26 protein-coding genes are annotated in these 18,152 nt (G+C 66.6%); 24 read left to right on the top strand and 2 right to left on the bottom strand.

Translation table 11 applies throughout. The features are described 5' to 3' along the window. The first annotated feature begins 2 nt into the window (after positions 1-2). From ACBJ32_RS16855 to ACBJ32_RS16815, 9 genes are all read left to right on the top strand, one after another. Positions 3-296, top strand: coding sequence for a hypothetical protein (locus ACBJ32_RS16855; RefSeq protein WP_375127515.1), 294 nt, complete (start codon positions 3-5; stop codon positions 294-296). Continuing rightward, positions 286-945: a glycosyltransferase family 2 protein gene (locus tag ACBJ32_RS16850; RefSeq protein ID WP_375127514.1), complete on the top strand. Its 660-nt coding sequence runs from the start codon at positions 286-288 to the stop codon at positions 943-945. Before ACBJ32_RS16855 ends, ACBJ32_RS16850 begins: the two co-directional genes overlap by 11 nt. Continuing rightward, positions 942-2,186, top strand: coding sequence for a nucleotide sugar dehydrogenase (locus ACBJ32_RS16845; RefSeq protein WP_375127513.1), 1,245 nt, complete (start codon positions 942-944; stop codon positions 2,184-2,186). Before ACBJ32_RS16850 ends, ACBJ32_RS16845 begins: the two co-directional genes overlap by 4 nt. A gap of 11 nt (positions 2,187-2,197) precedes the next feature. Continuing rightward, entirely contained in the window at positions 2,198-2,926 is a 729-nt protein-coding gene (locus ACBJ32_RS16840) for a hypothetical protein (RefSeq protein ID WP_375127512.1), read from the top strand. Further along, positions 2,926-3,297: a hypothetical protein gene (locus ACBJ32_RS16835; protein ID WP_375127511.1), complete on the top strand. Its 372-nt coding sequence runs from the start codon at positions 2,926-2,928 to the stop codon at positions 3,295-3,297. Before ACBJ32_RS16840 ends, ACBJ32_RS16835 begins: the two co-directional genes overlap by 1 nt. Before the next feature lie 255 nt (positions 3,298-3,552). Next, positions 3,553-4,314 (top strand): hypothetical protein, encoded by a 762-nt coding sequence (locus ACBJ32_RS16830; protein ID WP_375127510.1) that lies wholly within the window; start codon positions 3,553-3,555, stop codon positions 4,312-4,314. Next, the gene (locus tag ACBJ32_RS16825; RefSeq protein ID WP_375127509.1) at positions 4,314-4,805 is read left to right on the top strand and encodes a DUF6221 family protein; all 492 of its coding nucleotides are present in this window, start codon (positions 4,314-4,316) and stop codon (positions 4,803-4,805) included. Before ACBJ32_RS16830 ends, ACBJ32_RS16825 begins: the two co-directional genes overlap by 1 nt. Further along, positions 4,805-5,023, top strand: a complete 219-nt coding sequence (locus ACBJ32_RS16820; RefSeq protein ID WP_375127508.1) for a hypothetical protein — start codon at positions 4,805-4,807, stop codon at positions 5,021-5,023. Before ACBJ32_RS16825 ends, ACBJ32_RS16820 begins: the two co-directional genes overlap by 1 nt. Further along, complete coding sequence (locus ACBJ32_RS16815; protein WP_375127507.1) at positions 5,020-5,202, top strand: hypothetical protein; 183 nt, start codon at positions 5,020-5,022, stop codon at positions 5,200-5,202. The genes ACBJ32_RS16820 and ACBJ32_RS16815 overlap by 4 nt, the downstream gene beginning before the upstream one ends. Positions 5,203-5,476: 274 nt before the next feature. Here the strand turns inward: ACBJ32_RS16815 and ACBJ32_RS16810 are convergent, their stop codons facing one another. Further along, entirely contained in the window at positions 5,477-5,782 is a 306-nt protein-coding gene (locus ACBJ32_RS16810) for a hypothetical protein (protein WP_375127506.1), read from the bottom strand. Positions 5,783-7,099: 1,317 nt separating this feature from the next. Here ACBJ32_RS16810 and ACBJ32_RS16805 point away from each other — a divergent pair. The 12 genes from ACBJ32_RS16805 to ACBJ32_RS16750 all read left to right on the top strand — a co-directional run bounded on the left by ACBJ32_RS16805 (position 7,100) and on the right by ACBJ32_RS16750 (position 16,306). Beyond that, the gene (locus ACBJ32_RS16805; RefSeq protein ID WP_375127505.1) at positions 7,100-7,504 is read left to right on the top strand and encodes a hypothetical protein; all 405 of its coding nucleotides are present in this window, start codon (positions 7,100-7,102) and stop codon (positions 7,502-7,504) included. Continuing rightward, a complete protein-coding gene (locus ACBJ32_RS16800) occupies positions 7,476-9,125 on the top strand; it encodes a terminase (protein ID WP_375127504.1) in 1,650 nt (549 codons plus the stop codon). The genes ACBJ32_RS16805 and ACBJ32_RS16800 overlap by 29 nt, the downstream gene beginning before the upstream one ends. 8 nt (positions 9,126-9,133) lie before the next feature. Continuing rightward, the gene (locus tag ACBJ32_RS16795) at positions 9,134-10,543 is read left to right on the top strand and encodes a phage portal protein (protein WP_375127503.1); all 1,410 of its coding nucleotides are present in this window, start codon (positions 9,134-9,136) and stop codon (positions 10,541-10,543) included. Then, on the top strand, positions 10,524-11,267 hold the full coding sequence (locus ACBJ32_RS16790) for a hypothetical protein (RefSeq protein WP_375127502.1): 744 nt from the start codon (positions 10,524-10,526) through the stop codon (positions 11,265-11,267). Before ACBJ32_RS16795 ends, ACBJ32_RS16790 begins: the two co-directional genes overlap by 20 nt. Before the next feature lie 98 nt (positions 11,268-11,365). Next, positions 11,366-11,995: a hypothetical protein gene (locus tag ACBJ32_RS16785; RefSeq protein ID WP_375127501.1), complete on the top strand. Its 630-nt coding sequence runs from the start codon at positions 11,366-11,368 to the stop codon at positions 11,993-11,995. Positions 11,996-12,067: 72 nt separating this feature from the next. Further along, positions 12,068-13,012, top strand: a complete 945-nt coding sequence (locus ACBJ32_RS16780) for a phage major capsid protein (protein ID WP_375127500.1) — start codon at positions 12,068-12,070, stop codon at positions 13,010-13,012. 58 nt (positions 13,013-13,070) lie between these two features. Then, on the top strand, positions 13,071-14,069 hold the full coding sequence (locus ACBJ32_RS16775; protein WP_375127499.1) for a glycosyltransferase family 4 protein: 999 nt from the start codon (positions 13,071-13,073) through the stop codon (positions 14,067-14,069). 10 nt (positions 14,070-14,079) lie between these two features. Beyond that, complete coding sequence (locus ACBJ32_RS16770) at positions 14,080-14,709, top strand: hypothetical protein (RefSeq protein WP_375127498.1); 630 nt, start codon at positions 14,080-14,082, stop codon at positions 14,707-14,709. Continuing rightward, positions 14,706-15,044 carry a hypothetical protein gene (locus ACBJ32_RS16765; protein WP_375127497.1) on the top strand — a complete coding sequence of 113 codons (339 nt, stop codon included), beginning with the start codon at positions 14,706-14,708 and terminating at the stop codon, positions 15,042-15,044. The genes ACBJ32_RS16770 and ACBJ32_RS16765 overlap by 4 nt, the downstream gene beginning before the upstream one ends. A gap of 41 nt (positions 15,045-15,085) precedes the next feature. Beyond that, positions 15,086-15,319 carry a hypothetical protein gene (locus ACBJ32_RS16760; RefSeq protein WP_375127496.1) on the top strand — a complete coding sequence of 78 codons (234 nt, stop codon included), beginning with the start codon at positions 15,086-15,088 and terminating at the stop codon, positions 15,317-15,319. Between the two features lie 2 nt (positions 15,320-15,321). Next, complete coding sequence (locus ACBJ32_RS16755) at positions 15,322-15,693, top strand: hypothetical protein (protein ID WP_375127495.1); 372 nt, start codon at positions 15,322-15,324, stop codon at positions 15,691-15,693. 58 nt (positions 15,694-15,751) lie between these two features. After that, positions 15,752-16,306 carry a hypothetical protein gene (locus ACBJ32_RS16750; protein ID WP_375127494.1) on the top strand — a complete coding sequence of 185 codons (555 nt, stop codon included), beginning with the start codon at positions 15,752-15,754 and terminating at the stop codon, positions 16,304-16,306. Here ACBJ32_RS16750 and ACBJ32_RS16745 read toward each other — a convergent pair. Continuing rightward, entirely contained in the window at positions 16,287-16,547 is a 261-nt protein-coding gene (locus ACBJ32_RS16745; protein ID WP_375127766.1) for an HNH endonuclease, read from the bottom strand. The genes ACBJ32_RS16750 and ACBJ32_RS16745 overlap by 20 nt on opposite strands. Before the next feature lie 605 nt (positions 16,548-17,152). Between ACBJ32_RS16745 and ACBJ32_RS16740 the strand changes: the two genes are divergently transcribed. The 3 genes from ACBJ32_RS16740 to ACBJ32_RS16730 are packed head-to-tail and all read left to right on the top strand — an operon-like array spanning position 17,153 to position 18,131. After that, on the top strand, positions 17,153-17,404 hold the full coding sequence (locus ACBJ32_RS16740) for a hypothetical protein (RefSeq protein WP_375127493.1): 252 nt from the start codon (positions 17,153-17,155) through the stop codon (positions 17,402-17,404). After that, entirely contained in the window at positions 17,401-17,754 is a 354-nt protein-coding gene (locus tag ACBJ32_RS16735; protein ID WP_375127492.1) for a hypothetical protein, read from the top strand. Before ACBJ32_RS16740 ends, ACBJ32_RS16735 begins: the two co-directional genes overlap by 4 nt. After that, the gene (locus tag ACBJ32_RS16730; protein ID WP_375127491.1) at positions 17,697-18,131 is read left to right on the top strand and encodes a hypothetical protein; all 435 of its coding nucleotides are present in this window, start codon (positions 17,697-17,699) and stop codon (positions 18,129-18,131) included. Before ACBJ32_RS16735 ends, ACBJ32_RS16730 begins: the two co-directional genes overlap by 58 nt. Positions 18,132-18,152: the final 21 nt, after the last annotated feature.

Here is an 18,152-nt window from a genome sequence, read left to right as displayed (position 1 = left end):
GGATGCCCAACCTGCTGCAAATCCCGAGCCTCTCCACCGAGTACGTGCACGCCACCATCGACGGCCCCCCGAACAAGACCTCCTATGACGCGGAGATGGCGATCCTGCCGGAAGGCCAAGACCCGACGTCGGGGGATTGGGAGACCGCGGCGTGGTCTGGCGACGACGTCATCTGCCTGGTCGGCCCGGCCACTGCGATCCCGCTCACCCGGGGTGTCCGCTACGAGGTGTGGGTGCGCATCACCGCCTCACCCGAGATCCCCGTTTTGCGTCCGGGGTTCATTCATGCGACCTGACATCTCGGTTCTGCTGCCGTCCCGAGGCCGCCCGCAGGCATTGCACGAGTCGGTCGCCTCCCTACGAACCCTCACGGACAAGCCCAGGCGGGTTGAGGTGCTGGTCGCCGCCGACCCGGACGACCACGACACGATCGCAGCAGCGGAGGCCATCGACGCCACCGTGTGGGTCGCACCCCGCAGGTACGGCTACGCTCACCTCCACCGGTACGTGAACGCCCTCGCCGAGCTCGCCTCCGGCGACTGGCTGCTGCTGTGGAACGACGACGCGCGCATGCTCACCACCGGCTGGGACTCCCGCACCGTCGAAGCGCCCCATGGCGTGCTGTGGCCTGCGCACAACGGCTCCCCGTACCTGAACGTGTTCCCGATCGTTCACGCCCGCCTGGTGGCGATGTGGGGCCACTTCTCCCTCTCGCCGCACTGTGACTCGTGGGTGCAAGACATCGCCGACGCCGCCGGTATTCACCATCACATTGACGTCGCCGTCCTGCACGACCGCTACGACCTGACCGGCGGCCACAACGACCAGACGTACCGGGAAGCCAAAGCCGGCTACCGGACGAGCGACTACCACTCACCGCTCATGGTGGCGCGCCGGCAGCGGGACATCGACATCCTCCGAACCGCGCAGGAGGCACGACTATGAACGTTGGCTGGATCGGTTTGGGCAAGTTGGGCGCCCCGTGCGCTCTCGCCCTGCAGCACCTCGCCGGGCATGACGTGCTCGGCTACGACGTCCGCCGCCAGGACGTGGAGCGACTGTTCGCCGACCCGTCCGACCACGGCGAGGAAGGGTTCGGCGCCCTCATCGAACTTGGGCCGCTGAAACTGGCCCACACGATCGGCGAGGTCGTCGCTCACGCTGACGTGGTGTTCGTGGCGGTGCAGACCCCGCACGCTCCCGCCTACGGCGGCGAGACGCCGATGCCGGAAGAGCGGCGCGACTTCGAGTACGGCTACCTGATCCAGGCCGTCCGGGACGTGTGCCGAGCTGCTGCCGATCAGGCGAAGCCCATCACGCTCGTCGTCGTGTCGACGGTGCTGCCGGGCACGTGCAACAAGCACCTGCGTGGCCTGCTGAACCCGTTCGTGACGCTCGTCTACAGCCCGCTCTTCATCGCGATGGGCTCCACGCTGAAGGACTTCAGGGAGCCGGAGTTCGTCCTCATGGGCGCGGACTCGCCCGAGAGCCTGGCACCGGTGGCTGCGGTGTACGCCGCGCTTCACGACCGGCCGGTCTTCCGCGCGTCGATCGAGACCGCCGAGCTCATCAAGGTCGCCTACAACACGTTCATCAGCATGAAGATCGTGTGGGCGAACACGATGATGGAGATCTGCCACAAGACCGGCGCCGACTGCGACCAGCTCGTGAACGCCCTCACCCTCGCGACCGACCGGGTCATCTCGCCCGCCTACATGCGGGGCGGCATGGGAGACGGCGGGGCGTGCCATCCCAGAGACATGATCGCCATGTCGTGGCTGGCCGAACGCCTCAACCTCTCCTACGACCTCCTCGGCCAGATGGCGTACGCCCGCGAGGCCCAGTCCGGCTGGCTCGCTGACCTCACCGAGCGGTGGGCAGAACAGACCGGGTTCGACATTGCCATCCTCGGCAAGGCGTACAAGCCCGGTACCGCCCTCACGGCGGGCTCGCCGGCTCTCCTGCTCGCCCACCAGCTCGCCGAACGCGGACACGATGTGGTCCTTTGGGACGCCCCCGTGGACAGCAGGATGGATCTGACGGAGCCGGCCGTGTTTGTGGTCGGCACCAAGCACCCGGCGAACACGTCACTCAAGTTCCCGCCCGGGACGGTGGTGCTGGACCCGTTCGGCTATATGCCGGACCAGCCCGGCGTGACCGTTATCCGAGTTGGCCGGAAGTCCTGAAAGACGGCGGCGTGGAATCTCTGCCTGGAAGAACGTCGACGCCTGCTTCTATTCGGGTCGCCTGTGTCATCCCCTGGCGCGGAGGCCACGAGGATCGTGAGCGCCATCACGAGACGGTACGCGCCCACCTCCGCGACCTTCTGCCGGACGCCTGGCACATCGACTCCGACTCCGGCCACGAGCCCTTCTCTCGGGCGGGCAGCCGCAACAGGGGAGTACGCCTCGCTGAGGACGTCGGCGCCGATGTGGTCGTGCTGTGCGATGCCGACACCCTCCCCGAGAGGGGTCCGCTCCTCTTGGCGATCGAGAAGGCCCAAGATGGTCGCCTGCACCTCCCGTACACGCGGTTCCGAGGATTCACCCAACCCGGGACGGTCGCCTACTTGAAGGGCGTCGACCCGGAGTGGTGCGAGGTGGACGTGGAGACGGATTGGTCCGTCGGCGGCGTGCTGGTCATCCAGCCTGGGGCATGGTGGCGCGCCGGCGGCATGGACGAGCGCTGCGTCGGCTACGGCTACGAGGACGAGGCGTTCAAGTACGCCGCTGACACGCTCCTCGGCCCTACGGCCCGGCACACGGGGACGATCTGGCATCTGTGGCATGAGCAGCAGATGGGCGTCGGCTCACCTGAGCACACCGCGAACGGGCAGTTTGCCGCACGGTACAAAGCCGCCTACGGCCACCCGGAAGCGATGAGAGCACTCCTGGCGGAACACGCCCAACTGGCAGGGAGGCCGTGATGGCTACACAGCAGTGGAGACACGGCTGGATCCCGCTCACCCCGGCAGCCGTCCGGGAGAAGAACCACGGCAAGACGCCCGGCCCGGACAGCAAGGTGGGCAAGTCGGCAGCCGCCCGCAGCAAGGGCACGTCGCAGCGGATGGACGCGGAGATCCGGCGTGCTGCCCGTGGCGGCGACCGGAACGTCCGGCCCGACCGCCCTTCCTCCTCGGACGATGTGTCGGAGGCGACGAAGGCGATCAGGGCCGGTGACCACGCCCGAGCGGTGAACCTGCTTACCAGGGCAATGAACAACGCCAAGGGAGCGGAGAAGGCGGCCATCAAGAAGCAACGGGACGAACTCGCCCGCCGCCTCATGCGTGGTCGCTGATGGGTGCCGCAGCCGTGTCCGTCGTGGCGCTGCTTGTTTCGGTCGCCGCGTTGGCTATGTCGATCTACGGCTACGCGCGAAGCAGGTCCTTCGCTCTACAGGCGGAGGAGCACGCACGGACCGCCGAAGAGAACGCCCGCCTGGCAGAGATGCGTCTCCGCCAAGCGCAACCAGGATCCTCCAGGTAGCTCCTGGAGGTAGAGAGCCCCGATGTCCTCGTGCATCGGGGCTCTCGCCATTCACGAGGAGAATCCCATGCCCGAGTACCGGGACCGCAACAGCAACTACGTGCCGGAGAAGCTGCTCACTTCCGGCAAGCCACAGTACGCCGAGATCGGCTACCAGCGCGCCGTGGACTCGACTGAGGAAGAGCCCGTCATGGGCCGAGTCGCTCACGGTCTCGCCGACGAGCTGAACCGGGATCACCACTGGCAGTGGGCTGACGTCTCCGGCAACGGCACGCACTGGGCCCGGTTTGAAGGCCACCGTGTCCAGATCGACGTGCAGTTCCACACCCACAATCGGCGCGAGGTCAACGACTGGAAGGGCCGCGATGAGATCCGTGCTGAAGGCGTGTGGACCCTTGGGCTGAACCGGCAGCAGTGCTGGGAAGGCTTCATCCACGCCGATCCTCTCGCCACGCTCCGCGAGATCCCTCGCATCATTGGGAAGCTCATCGAACACCCGGCGATCGACTGGTTCGACTCCGCACCCGCTGCCGAGCAGCTCGTCGGCAGACGCATTTACTACGACCGGACGCCCGCTGTGGTGTCGTCCGCGTCTGTGCTGCACCAGGGCGCGGTCATGGTGCAGCCGGTCGGCGTCGAGTTCTTCCCGGCCGCCGTCTACGAACTCGACCAGGACAACGACGGGGACAGGTTCGAGCGCCAGCAGTACAAGGTGGACCTACTCTCGCCGCTCGTCTGGTGGTGGCGTGAGAAGCGGTTTGGCGATGAGCCGGAACCGCCCATGAGGGATGCGCCTGAGCCCGTCGAAGTGCCTCAGACGGGTGTCTGATGCGCATCAACATGCAGGACGCTCTCGCCTCGCTTCAGGGACGGCATCTCGCCACGCCCACGAAGGCCGCAACCCGCCCCACTCCGCCTCTGCCCGACTCCGTGAGTCCGTCACCTGAGCCACCGAAGCCGCCCGAGCACGAGAGCATCACGTGGCTCCGCATCGTCATAGAGGGCGACAAGGCGACAGCCGAGGCAGTGAGTGGCCCCGACTGGATCGCCATCGAAGCGGCTTACGCAGAGGACTTCTACAACGAAGAGGCGGCCGAGCACATCCGCCGCCACGGCGTCCATGACGTGATCGCCCGCTGCGAAGCAGAACTGAAGCTCCTCGACCTGCACGGCCCCAACCGGTACGGCTACTGCCTTACCTGCGACCCGGACTCGTGCGGTTGTGTCGGGAGCGGCGACTACCCGTGCGCCATGGTCCATGCCCTCTTGTCCGGCTTCCGCCACAGGGAAGGCTTCAAGCCCGAGTGGGTGAACGCCTGATGCGCATCCATCCCCTTCCTCTCCCGCCCACGTGGAAGCGCCGCCTGGAGACGGCTTTCCTCGTGATGTACAGCATCAACCTGGTGTGTGCTGCCTTCGTGCTCGCCACAGAGCACCTCTACTGGATGGCGCTCGGCCAGCTCCTCGTCCTGTGGGCGCTTCTCGAGTACGCCCACAAGGCGCGGAAGAGTCGCACGCTACCCGGGGGCGACAGATGACCGTGAGACGGGCTCTCGGCGCACTCCTGATCGCCCTCCCCATCGTCGTCTTCCTGACGGGCATGGTCATCAGCACGGGCTGGGGCTACGACCTCGTGATGCTCACCACGGCAGCCCTGGGGGTCGGCTGCATGCTCGGTGGAATGCACCTGCTCTCGCCCAAGAGCAAGGATCACTAGCCCCGTCTCGAATGGCAGTTCGACTTGCTGGGTATGCTCGCCTCCATGCAAGACCCTCCCTCGGTACGCCTCCCGCAACACCCTGCGAAGGCGGGCTTCCTCCTCCAGTGGAGGAAGACGGCGGCCGGCCAGTGGGAAGCGCTCGTGGAGTACACCCTGGACGTGCCCGGCTTCACAGGAGGACTCGAATCTGAACAGTCCTGGCTACAGGCGCACGAGGTAGAGTCGATCAAGGGCGAGAACTACTCTCGGGTGCCACGCACCCGAGCCTGACTCAGCCGGCCTCTTCGGACACGCACTGGCAAGGCACGGACACCAGATGGCCGTTCTCGACGTGCGCCACCTGCCGTGACCCGAGGCAGTACCGGCATCCAAGCTGGGATGCGATCCACGGGTCCGTCCACACCTTGTGCCGCCACGCCGGCGGTGGAGAAGGCGGCGGCTGGTCACCTCGCTCGGCCGGCTCATTGTCGCCGCCGACCTGCCCGGTGCCGCCGCAGAACTGGCAGGCGAGGAACAGCCGGCCGAGCCGCGTACCCTTGCTGCCTTCGCATTCGGGGCAGGTGATCGGGTCGGTCACGCCCGTCCTGTCCCGTTGCACGCCCTACACGGCACCCATACGGACTGCTGGTCGGAGTTGCCGTTCCGGTCTACCCATTCACCTTGCGCGCCGAGACAGGTGCCGCAGACGGGCGGCGGGTCGTCGTCCTTCTTCGCCATGACCGCACCGTAACGGCGCAAGCACTGCCTGTCTGTGACTTCCGAGGTTCGACACCTGTACCTCCGCCAAGGGGCGATCGCCGACCGGGGGTGGTCCATGCCGTACGGGCCCCAATCTGCCCGCACATCCCCGCTTCCACCGGGATGGGGTGCGATCCGGAAGAGGATCCTCAAGCGAGATGGATACGTCTGCACGTTGACCCTGGCGGGTGTCCGATGCACCGCTCCCGCCACCGACGTGGACCACATTGACGACCCCACCGACCACCGTGACGAGAACCTACGGTCCTTGTGCGGGCCACACCACAGGCAGCGTTCCGCCGCGCAAGGTGGCAGAGCAGCCCAGGCGAAGCGCATTCCGAGGAAGCGCAAGGCGGAGCCTCACCCCGGCCTGATCCAGTAGCGCAGCGTCACCTGAGTCCGGCGTCCGTGCAGCTCAATCCTGCGCGAACAGTAATCACCGCAGGACAGGAGAACCCATGTCCGTCATCACTCTCCTCGCAGCCCTCGCCTTCCTCGCCTCCACCATCTGGTCCGCCATCCAGCGCGCATGGCCACTCGCACTCCTCGCACTCGGCGCGTTCCTACTCACGCTCGAAGTAAGCGGACTCGTCACCTAGTAGACGGAAGCCGCACACGCATCCACACATGTGAGCTCGTCCGCCACGACGCAGGCTTCGGTCAGACACTTGGCTCGCGAACGTGAGGACTCCCTGTCTACTCGCGCACGTCAGTCCGGGACGGCGAGCTAGAAGGACAGGAGCGAGCCTCGATGGTGAGTGCGGTCTCGCCACGCAGGGCACGCGGGCACGCCACCACACGCCACATGGTGATCATGGGAGCAAGATCCACAAGCACATGTATCACAATGTCCGATTTGTGGTGATATATGACGAATAGGTGGGGTATGCCCCCTTTGTCTTTTTCTTCCGCGCCCGGTCCGGCATAGCGCCTCAGACCTCGTACGGGCTGTAACTCGTTTCGCCAAGATCCACTAGTGGCGACCTTAGACCACCTTCGTCGTGACGAGACTGCGCTGACATGGCGCTTCGTCCGCTCGGAGGTTCGCGTTCAACCCTGACCGCATGCTTTCACGCCACCAGCGGCTTTGTCCCCCGACATGGGGGTGGCCGCCTTCCCGACATGGGAGTTCCAGATGGCTCGTACTGCTGGGCCTGTGCCCAAGAGAACTGATCAGCGGCGGCGCCGCAACAAGGTGGATGTCGACTCGGCTCCGGTCGCGGTTGCGTCTGGCGTGGTTCGCGGGCCTGAATGCCCTGACGAACTGACCGGCCTGGCGAAGCGCTGGTATGAGTCGTTGCGCACCTCTGGCCAGTCGGAGTTCTACGCGGACTCGGACTGGACATCCGCGCTCATCATCGCGCGCGCGATCGAGAAGTTCGAGGAACGCCCGTCCGCGCACATGCTGACCGCGATCCTGTCCGGTTTCGGGTCTCTCGCCGCGACCGAGGGCGACAGGCGCCGGCTGCGCATCGAGCTGGAGCGGGCGCCCGAGGTAGACCCGGACGAAGAGGCCGCGGTCGCTGAGATCGATGAGTGGCGCGCTCGCCTCGCCCGCTGACCGTCTCGTCACCGTCCCGCACGGCGTCCCGGAGTTCACGCTCGGCTTCGAGGTGATCGGCTGGGCCCGCAAGTACCTGCGCCACCCGAACGGCCCTCGTGCCGGCCAGCGCTGGCAATTCGTGGAGTCCCAGGTCCGTTTCCTTCTGTGGTGGTATGCCGTCGATGAGGACGCCAACTGGCTGTTCCACCATGGGGTGCGGCGCCTCGCCAAAGGATCCGGGAAGTCGCCCTTCGCCGCGGTGCTTGCTCTGGCCGAGTTCACTGCCCCGGTTCGAGTCGACGACTTCGATCCCAAGGCGCCGGGAGGGGTGCGGGGCAAGCCGGTCGACATGCCGCTGGTGCAGATCGCGGCCACGGCGGAGTCGCAGACGGCGAACACGATGCGGATGGTGCGGGCGCTCGCGGCGAGGGCTTCCCCGCTGGCTCGCGCGTACGGGATCGACGTCGGCAAGACGCAGTACTACAAGCAGCCCGAAGGGACGCTGCAGGTCATCACATCGTCGGCGAACGCGGCCGAGGGCGCCGAGTCGAGTTGCGTCATCGCGGACGAGACGGAGCACTGGAAACCGTCCAACGGCGGCCCCGATTTGGCGGCGACGCTCGCGGACAACCTGACCAAGTCAGGCAACCGGATGCTGGAGACCTGCAATGCGTGGGTGCCCGGTGTCGGGTCGGTCGCGGAAGCGTCGTGGGATGCGTGGGTGGCGCAGGAGGAAGGCAAGACCCGCGGCGAGTCGAAGATTCTCTATGACGCTCGGGTGGCGCCGCCGGACACGGACATGTCCGATCCGGCTTCTCTTCAGCCGGCGCTGGAGTTCGTGTACGAGGACTGCTTCTGGCAGAAGATCCGCCCCATCATGGAGCGTATCTGGGACCCGCGTTCGAGTCCGGACGACTCCCGCCGCAAGTACCTCAACCAGCCCACTGCGGCGGTTGACGCGTGGACGACCCCGCAGGCGTGGTCGGCCATCGCGGACCCGAACGAGTTGGTGGCTGACGGGGACGAGATCGTCGCCTTCTTCGATGGGTCCAAGAGCCGCGACGCCACCGCCCTGGTCGGGTGCAGGGTGTCGGACGGGTACGTGTTTACGATCGGCGTGTGGGAGCCGGACACCTCGCACGACACCGAGTCGGTCGTCCCCGTGGCCGAGGTCGACGCGGCGGTTGAGCGGATGTTCGACCGGTGGACGGTGCTGGCGTTCTTCGCAGACGTGAAGGAGTGGGAAGGCTTCACGAAGGTCACTTGGCCTCAGCAGTACGCCGACCGGCTCCTCGTGCACGCCGTCCCCGACGGTAAGGATCCACAACCGATCGCGTGGGACATGAGGTCACGCACCTACGACTTCACGCTGGCGTGCGAACTCACCGAGGCGGAGATCGTCGAGGGGACCTTCCGGCACGACGGCGACTCCCGAGTGTCTCGGCACGTGGGCAATGCCCGCCGCCGGCCGAACCGGTACGGCGTGTCGATCGGCAAGGAGTCTCCCGACTCATCCAAGAAGATCGACGCCGCAGTGTGCGTGATCGGCGCCCGCATGGTCCGCCGACTGGTGCTGGCGTCCCCCAAGTACAAGAACCGCAAGAAGGCCCGCACAGGCCGCGTCTACGGATTCGCTTAGGAGGTCTGGTGGCGCTCAACCAGGAACAGGCTGAGGCCACCGCCAGGACTCTCCTGGAACTGCGCAAGCCGGAGCAGGAGCGGCTGCAGCGGATCGCCGCGTACGTGCGCGGCGATCACTCCAGCGTGTACGTGCCGCGTAGCGCGCGGGATGAGTACCGGTGGCTGCTCGATCGGGCCAAGGTCAACATGCTGCGGCTGGTGGTAACGACCGCGGCGCAGAACCTGTACGTGGACGGCTACCGTGCCACGGGGACGGCGCAGAACGCGGCCCCTTGGATGACCTGGCAGGCGAACCGGATGGATGCCCGCCAGCACGGCGTGCACCGGGCGGCGCTCAAGTACGGGATCGGCTACAACACGGTGCTGCCGGGCGAGCCGGTCCCGGTGATCACGCCGATGTCGCCGCGCAGATTGACGGCCTTCTATCAGGATCCGGTCAACGACGAGTGGCCGATCTACGCGGTCGAGGTGACCACCGAGAAGGCCAAGGGCGACGAGGGCCGTCTGGTGGTGAGGCGGCTGGTCCGCCTGTACGACGAGACCAGCACCTACCGGTTCACCGGCGACGCTGAAGGCCGGCGGCTGGAACTCGTCAAGGTGGACGATCATGACCTTGGCGTGTGCCCAGTGGTGCGGTACCTCAACGAGGTCGACCTTGATGAGGACGAGTCAGTGGCTGGCGAAGTCGAGCCGCTGATCCCCCTGCAAGATCAGGTCAACTCCACGACGTTCAACCTGCTGATGGCCCAGCAGTATGCCGCTTTCAGGCAACGCTGGGTCACCGGCATGGCTCCCGTGCAGGACGAGCACGGCAACGTGGTCGAGCCGTTCCGTGCCGGCGTCGACCGGCTCTTTCAGGCGGTGGACGCCGACACCAAGTTCGGTGAGTTCGGGGAGACCTCGCTTGAGGGCTACCTGAAGTCCCGGGAGGAATCCATCCGGGAGATGGCGACGATCAGCCAGACCCCGCCGTACTACCTGCTCGGCCAGATGGCCAATCTGTCCGCCGAGTCGCTGGTCGCCGCACGTGACGGCCTCGACCGGAAGGTAGAGGAGCGTAAAAGCTCGTTCGGCGAGTCGCATGAGCAGACCCTGCGGTTGGCCGGCCTCGCTTCCGGCGATACCAAAGCATGGGAGGACGAGTCCGCGCAGGTGGTGTGGCGGGACACCTCATCGAGGGCGCTTGCTGCCACCGTGGACGCGCTCGGCAAGCTCAGCCAGATGCTCGGCGTGCCGCCTGAGGAGCTGTGGGAGAAGATCCCCGGCGTCACGCAGACGGATGTCACGCGCTGGAAGAAGACCAAGTCCGCGGCTGACGCGTTCGCCCAGATGAACCAGATGCTCGAACGCCAGATGGGTCTGGCGGACGAGGACGCGCCGGAGCCGGAGCTGGTGGATGGCCAGCCCACAGGCTGAACGCCTCGCCGAGCGGCACCGCGTCCAGCAGGTCGCCCTCCGCGCCGGCGTAAGCCGCGACGTGATGGCGCTACTGCGGGACCTGTTCGACACCGGCAACGCGGACCGCACGTGGCCGGCCATCCAATCGATGCTCGCGACGATGGCCAGGCAGCAGCACGCCACATCGGCGACGCTGGCGAACGCCTACTACGAGCAGGCCCGTGTAGAGGCCGATGCGCCGGGCTTCTACTTGCCGATCACGCCTGCGGACCTTGCGAAGGAACTCCTCAAGGTGGCGCTGGACGCCACCGGCATCGCGGCCTTCAAGCGGGCCATCTCGCTGGGCAGGAGCCCCGAGGAGGCGCTTCAGATCGCGAGCGTCATGCTGTCAGGTTCGGTATCCCGGCTGGCGCTGTCCGGTGGACGGGACGCGATCCTCGGCAACGTACGCGAGGACCGGCAGGCCATCGGCTGGGCGCGCATCACCGACAAGGACCCGTGCGCCTTCTGCGCGATGCTCGCATCCCGAGGTCCCGTCTTCCGGTCAAGACAGACGGCCAGTTTTCAGGCGCACGATCATTGCGCCTGCATGCCCGTACCCGCGTGGAACCGCGACGAGGCGTGGCTGCAGCACAGCCGCGACCTGTACGAGCAGTGGCAGAAAGCCACTGAAGGCCACAGCGGCGCCGACGCGCGCAGGGCCTGGCGGCACCACTGGGACAGCCGCAACGCGACCACCTGACCTATCTCTTTCCGGGCCGGAGCCGACATGGCGCCGGCCCTTTTCCACGCCCAAACGCTCGCCGACATGGCGGGCTCTTCCCGACACGGGAGTTGTCCATGTCCGAAACCGCGCCAGAAACAGGCGATGCCCAGGCTGAGCAGCAGATGCTGGCCGAGGCAGTCGCTTCTGTCGACTCCGCCTCCTCGCCGGAACGGCCGGCCTCCGCTGCCGGGTCGGATGGCTTTCCGCTGAACACTCCGGTCGCTGACATGGCGCCCGAGCAGCAGGCGGCCTACTGGCGGCACCACGCACAGAAGCACGAGAAGCGCACCAAGCAGTACGGGCAGTACACGCCCGAGCAGGTCAAGGCGATGGCGACACGCCTCACCGAGATCGAAGACTCGCAAAAGACCGAACAGCAACGCCTGCAAGAGCAGGCGACGGCGGCTGAACGGCGGGCAGAGCAGCTCCAGGCGGCGAACGCTCGCCTCCTGGCTGCGGCGACGTACGGCATCCCCGCCGATCTGATCGACCTGCTCGGCGAAGGCGACGAGGAGCAGATCGGCGAGCGGGCACGCCTGCTCGCGGAGAAACTCGCCGCCGTCACGCCTGCGTCAACCCCGGCGCCTCCGGCGCCTCCGGCTTCTAACCGGCCGGTCGAGTCGCTGAAGCCCGGTGCGGCTCCTTCCGCTTCCGAGCCTGACCCGGACGCGTGGCTCCGCCGACTGGCGGGCCGCACCCCTTAAATCCATCCACGCAGCACCGGAACTCCTGCACGGGGCCCGGGGCCGCTGCATGCCTGAAAGTGAGGTTGCCCCGTGCCCTACAACTCCATCATCTCCAGGGACGCCAGCAACGACCCGCTGGTGCCCACCCCGGTGTCCGCGCAGATCATCCAGGAGATGCCGACCCAGTCGGTGATGCTGCAGCGCGCCCGCCAGGTCCGCATGTCCACCAAGACGCAGCGGCAGCCCGTCCTCGACGCGCTGCCGACCGCGTACTTCGTCAACGGCGACACCGGGCACAAGCAGACCAGCGCCCAGGACTGGAAGAACGTCGAACTCGTCGTCGAAGAGTTGGCCGTCATCATCCCGATCCCGGAGGCGTACCTGGACGACGCCCAGGTGCCGATCTGGGACGAGGTCCGGCCGCGCATCGTGGAAGCGTTCGGTGTCGCGATCGACGCCGCCACCCTGTTCGGCGTGTCGAAGCCGTCCACGTGGGGTCACCCGATCTACCAGTCGGCTGTGGCCGCGGGCAACGTCGTCACCGCCACGTCCGACCTGGCGCTGAACGTCTCCCAGCTCGGCGAGCTGCTGGCCAAGGACGGCTTCCCCATCACCGCGTTCGCATCCCGCCCTGGCATGAACTGGAAGCTGGTCGGGCTGCGCTCCGCGGACGGGGTTCCGATCTACACGCCGGACCTGCAGGGCCGTCCTGGCGGCAACCTGTACGGCTACCCGCTGAACGAAGTCGCCAACGGCGCGTGGAACGCGACCGAGGCGGAGCTGATCGCAGGCGACTGGAGCAAGGCGATCATCGGCCTTCGCCAGGACATCACGTTCAAGATGTTCACCGAGGGTGTCATCACCGACAACACCGGGGCTGTGCAGCTCAACCTGATGCAGCAGGATGCTGTGGCGCTCCGCGCGGTGATGCGGCTGGCGTACGCCACCGCGAACCCGATCACCGCGCTCAACGCGAGCGCGGCCACCCGGTATCCGTTCGGCGTGCTCCGGGCCGCTTCGTACACCTACTCCTGATCCCGCGCTCGCCCCGCCAGAGTCCTCCCCTTCTGGCGGGGCATCTTGGAGGCTCCTCGTGCGTGTCCTGGCCATGCTTCACCTGTATCCGCCGACCGGGAACGCCGGCGCTGAGTGGGCGATGCACACCCTGCTCGTCTCCCTCGTTCAGGCGGGGCACGAGGTGGACGTCCTCATCATCGAACCGTCGGCGATCGAGGAGCCGTACACGCTGGACGGAGTGCGGGTGCATCCGCGCCGCGGCAAGGCGGACCCGTTCGAGTGGCTGCTGTCCGACCGTCCGCCGCACGTGATCGTCACCCATCTGATGAACACGCCACGGGCGACGATCCTCGGCCGGATGTACCAGACACCGGTAGTGCATGTGCTCCACAACGACCACGACCACGAAAAGTCCTGGCTGCAGTCCGGTCCAGCGCTAGTCGTCTACAACTCGGACTGGGTGCGGGATTCATGCCTGTCCTGGTGGGCGGACACCCAGATCGGGCCGCCGCCTGCCGGCGTGGTGGTGCGCCCCCCGGTGATCGCCGCCCACTACGAGACGACCCCAGGCGACCGCGTCACCCTGATCAACCTGTGCGAGAAGAAGGGCGCCCGCACCTTCTGGGAGATCGCCCGCCGCATGCCCGACGTGCAGTTCCTCGCCGTCAAAGGCGCCTACGGGCACCAGATCATCGAGGAGCTGCCGAACGTCGAGGTGCAGGAGTGCATCCCCGGCGATCAGATGCGCGACACGGTGTACGCCAGGACGAAAATCCTGCTCGTGCCCAGCGAGTACGAGAGCTGGGGACGCGTCGCCGTCGAAGCGATGATCAGCGGCATTCCCGTCGTGGCCAACCCCACACCGGGACTACAAGAGTCTCTCGGCACCGCCGGCCTGTTCGTCGACCGGAACGACATCGACGCGTGGGTGGCCGAGATCCGGCGCCTGCGCAAACTGCCCGTGTGGAAAGCGGCGTCGAAACGGGCCAAGGTGCGCGCCGCCGAACTCGACCCGACACCGGACCTGCAGACGTGGGTGGACGCCGTGGAAACCGCCGCCCGAATCAAGGTGTGAGGAGGTCACGGTGGCTGCTCTGGCGTGCGTCTCCGACGTCGAGATCCGCCTCGGCCGGGCCTTCACCAGCGACGAAGCCGCCCGCGTCCAAGTGCTCCTCGACGACGCCTCCGCGCTCGTGCGCTCCTACACGCGGCGGGACTTCGCGCCGTCGACGACGGAGACAGTGGTGCTGAGGGAAAGCGCCGGCGTCCTCCGCCTCCCGCAAAAGCCCGTCACCGCGGTCACGTCCGTCGTACTGATCGGGCTGGAAGGCGTCCCAGACATCACCGTCGTCGGCTGGGGCTGGGACGGCTTGGACGTCATCGACGTGTCCGGCTGGGACTCCGCGATCGTCAACCTGCCCGAGTGGGTCAACGACCGGGCGTGGCTTCCGTCGACCTACCGGGTCACCTACACGCACGGGTACGCCGAAGTGCCCGCGGACGTGGTGGCGGTGGTGTGCGGCATGGTCGGCCGTACCATGTCCGCCCCCACGACACAGAGCGGGATCACGTCGGAAACCATCGGCTCCTACTCCTACAGAACCTCCGAGCCCGGCATGGGCGTCGGCGTCTCCCTCGGCGCCGCAGACAAGGCGCTCCTGGACGACGCCGGATACAAGGTGAAGGCAGGCACGACGCAGGTCAGGCTGCGATGATCCCGGAACGGCTGCTGCCGCTGACCGTCACCAAGGTCCGGCCGGCACACAACATAGACCGGTACAACGATCCCGTCTACGACTACGCGGCCGGCGCCACCCGCACGCCGATCAAGGCGTGGATCGACCAGGCGTCCGCCTCCGAGCAGACCCCGAACGGCAGGGATGTCATCGAGGGCGGCTGGAAGCTCATCACCAACCACACCGACCTTGACCCGCTAGACCGCATCGAATGGGCCGGCGGCGTGTACGAGCTCGACGGTCCTGCCTGGCCCGTCCACACCCCCGCTGGCCTTCACCACCTTGAGGCGAACCTGCGACGAGTGGAGGGCTGATGGCGGTCCGCGTAGTTCTTCACCGGGCAGGGATGCGGGAGATGCTCACCTCCGCGGAGGTGGAGCGGGACCTGCTGCGCCGCGCCAAGAGTGTCGCCAACACCGCAGAGGCGATCGGGCACGCCCCGCACGAAGGCGACGTCGAGTACTACGCCGAATCCTCTCGCGGCAAGACACGTGCTCGCGCGGTCGTCGTAGCGGACCATCCCGGCGCTCAGGGCCAGGAGGAGAAGTACCGCACGCTGGGTACGGCGATCGACGCGGCGAAGGACTAGCAGTGATCGACTACCCGGATGCTGAGGACCTGCTCATCGCCTACCTGGAGCCGATCGTGGACGTACCTGTCCACACCCGCGTGCCCAGGAACCGCCCGCCGAAGTGGCTGCAGGTGCGGCGCAGCGGAGGTGTCCAGGACGTCGTCCGCGACCGGCCGCGGATCGACGTGTTCGCGTGGGCGGCCGACGACGGTCAAACCCATGACCTGCTGAAGGTCGCCCGCTCCGCCATCTACGACCTGCGTGGCACGACCCTGCTGGGTCTCGCCTGCTACGAGGTGGAGGAGTTTCTCGGCCCCACCCGCGGCGACGACCGGGAGACCGGCACTCCGCGTATGTGGATGACCATGCAGCTTTCGCTGCGTACCAGCTAGACCCGCGCACCCATGGCCGCGCCTTGCGGCATCACCACCAATCCTCAAGGAGACACTGATGGCGCTTGATGCCGCCAAGGTCAGGGTGGCCGTGACGGGTGCGGTTTATTCCGGACCCAGCTCCGCCGCCGCACCCACGTCCGCCACGTCCACCGTCCCGGCCACCTACAACGACCTTGGTTACATCTCTGAGGACGGCGTGGTCGAGGCCTACGACGAGGACGTGCAGGACATTCAGGCGTGGCAGGGCGGCGCGATCGTCCGCACCCTGATCTCCTCGTCGAAGGCCACACTCGCGTTCACGATGATCGAGACCAAGGCCAGCGTCCTGGAGATGTACCACAAGGGCTCCACGGTGGAGTCGCTCGGCCCGAACGGCTACAAGATCGACGTGAAGCTGCCGAACGTCGTCCGCAAGAAGATCATCCTGGACGTTCTCGACGGCGACACGCACACCCGCATCTACGTGCCCGACGGTGAGGTCACCGAGCGCGGGGAGATCACCTACATCAACGACGAGACGATCTCCTACCCGGTCACGCTCACCTGCTACCCCGTCAACGATGTTGTACTGACCAAGTTCAGCGACGACGTCAACTGGTCTTACTCCTGAGGCGAGGCGAAGTCGTCTTATGGTGGCGTCGGGCTATCCGCTTACCGAAGCGCCATTCAACGATCAGGCGATCGCTCTTCCGGACGTTGCATGTGTCGCAGGCGGGGAGAATGTTCTCTTCGGAATGTGCCCCGCCTCGCGACAGCGGCACGACATGGTCTTGCTCAAGCACCTCTCCGGGCCGAGGTGGGAGGCCGCAGTAAGCGCAGCGGCCTTGGAATCGTTCAACAGACGGTTCCATGCACGAAACGAGATGCCTGCGCCAGATGCCGCCTTTTGCGCGCGTCGCTTGTGTGTAGCGTTCTTCGCGTGGTGAAGCACTCGATCCTTGTTTGCTGTGCGCCACTCAAGCAGGTACGCCTTTGATTGCTCTGGGTACCTTTCGCGCCGCAAAGCCATCTTGCGGCGCGCCAGGTCCGGATCGGCGAGGTAACGGGCTTTGGAGCGGCAGGAGTCGCTGCACCACTTGGTGCGTATCGTCTTGCGGACGATCTCCGCCCCGCAGACCTGGCAGGGCATGTAGACCGTGGGCTGCTGCGCCTTCTTATCTGCATATTGAGCGTGGCGCTTGACTCGCTGCTTCTCGCCCGTCTTCAACCACGAGGCACGTCCAGCGGCTAAAGCCCGCTCCTTTACACAGGCTGCGTCGTCGCAGTAGCGAGCTTGGGGTGCGCGGTGGGATATGTCGCTCTCGCATCGTAAGCATCGTCGCATAATGTCCCAGTTTACCTGGGAGTTTGCCGAATTTCTGGCATTTCACAGTCCCCGGGGTGGGAGCGAATCGCGCGGGTCCGCTCCCACCCCGGTATCACCCTGCACCCGCGCAACCATCAAAGGACCCGCGCCATGGAAACACCTCGCGGTGCCGTCATCGAGATCATCGAAAAGCGGCACAGCAACGCATCACTGCCGGGCGGGGACGTCATCATCCCCAACGAGATCCGCATCAATGGCCAGCCTCTGCTGGTCCCTGCTGACTTGCCCGTGAAAGTCCATGAGATCGAAGTTCAGGGCCATGACGCCGTGCTCGTCACGCTGACCGTGTTCGCGCGAAGGGTCGTCATCGCTGCTGAGGAGCCCAAGGAGACCCGCGCATGACCACGAGAAGCCCCCGCACCACCAGGACCGCCAAGACCGCGGCCGGCAAGACGCCGTTCGACCTCGACGCGGTCGAAGCCGAGACCGCGGGCGAACCGTTCGAGTTCGACTACCGCGGCCACACCTACTCCCTCCCGCACGTGCAAGACGTGGACCGGAAGGTGCTGCTGGGTGCGGATCAGGGCGACATCTCGGCGATGAACGCCCTCTTCAGGGAAGGCCTCGGAGACGACTTCGAGCAGTTCGACGCCCAGCCGATGAAGCTGCGCTCTCTCAACAAGCTGTTCGAGGCGTGGCTGAAGCACTGCGGGCTGGAGCCGGGGGAATTGCAGGCCTCCACGCGCTCATAGCCGAGCATGGGGAGGCTATCGAGTGGGATCTGTCCCACTACCACCACCGCAAGCTCGGTGACCTGTTCAACGGCTCCCTGACGTGGCGGGAGCTGCGCAGCTACCTGTCGCACATGCCGCGTGAGTCGGCGCTCGCTCGGGCCCTGCTCGGCGACGACAGCCCGTGGGGGCTCAACGAGCAACTGCTCGCCCTCGCCATCGACGTCCTGCGGCAGGGCAACTACCAGCGCGGCGGCGGCAAGGGCCAGAAGCCCAAACCTCTGCAACGTCCTGGAGTTCGCAAGAAGGACCAGCCGCTACGCCACGGCCGCACGACCCGCACACCTGACGAGGTCGTCACCTACCTGGACCGGTTCCGGCCCCAACAGTCCGCCTGACCCAACCAGCTTTTTGGGGGT

This window comes from Nonomuraea sp. GTA35, assembly GCF_041950525.1.
Classification (GTDB): Bacteria; Actinomycetota; Actinomycetes; order Streptosporangiales; family Streptosporangiaceae; genus Nonomuraea.
This window is presented reverse-complemented; position numbering and strand designations above follow the sequence as displayed.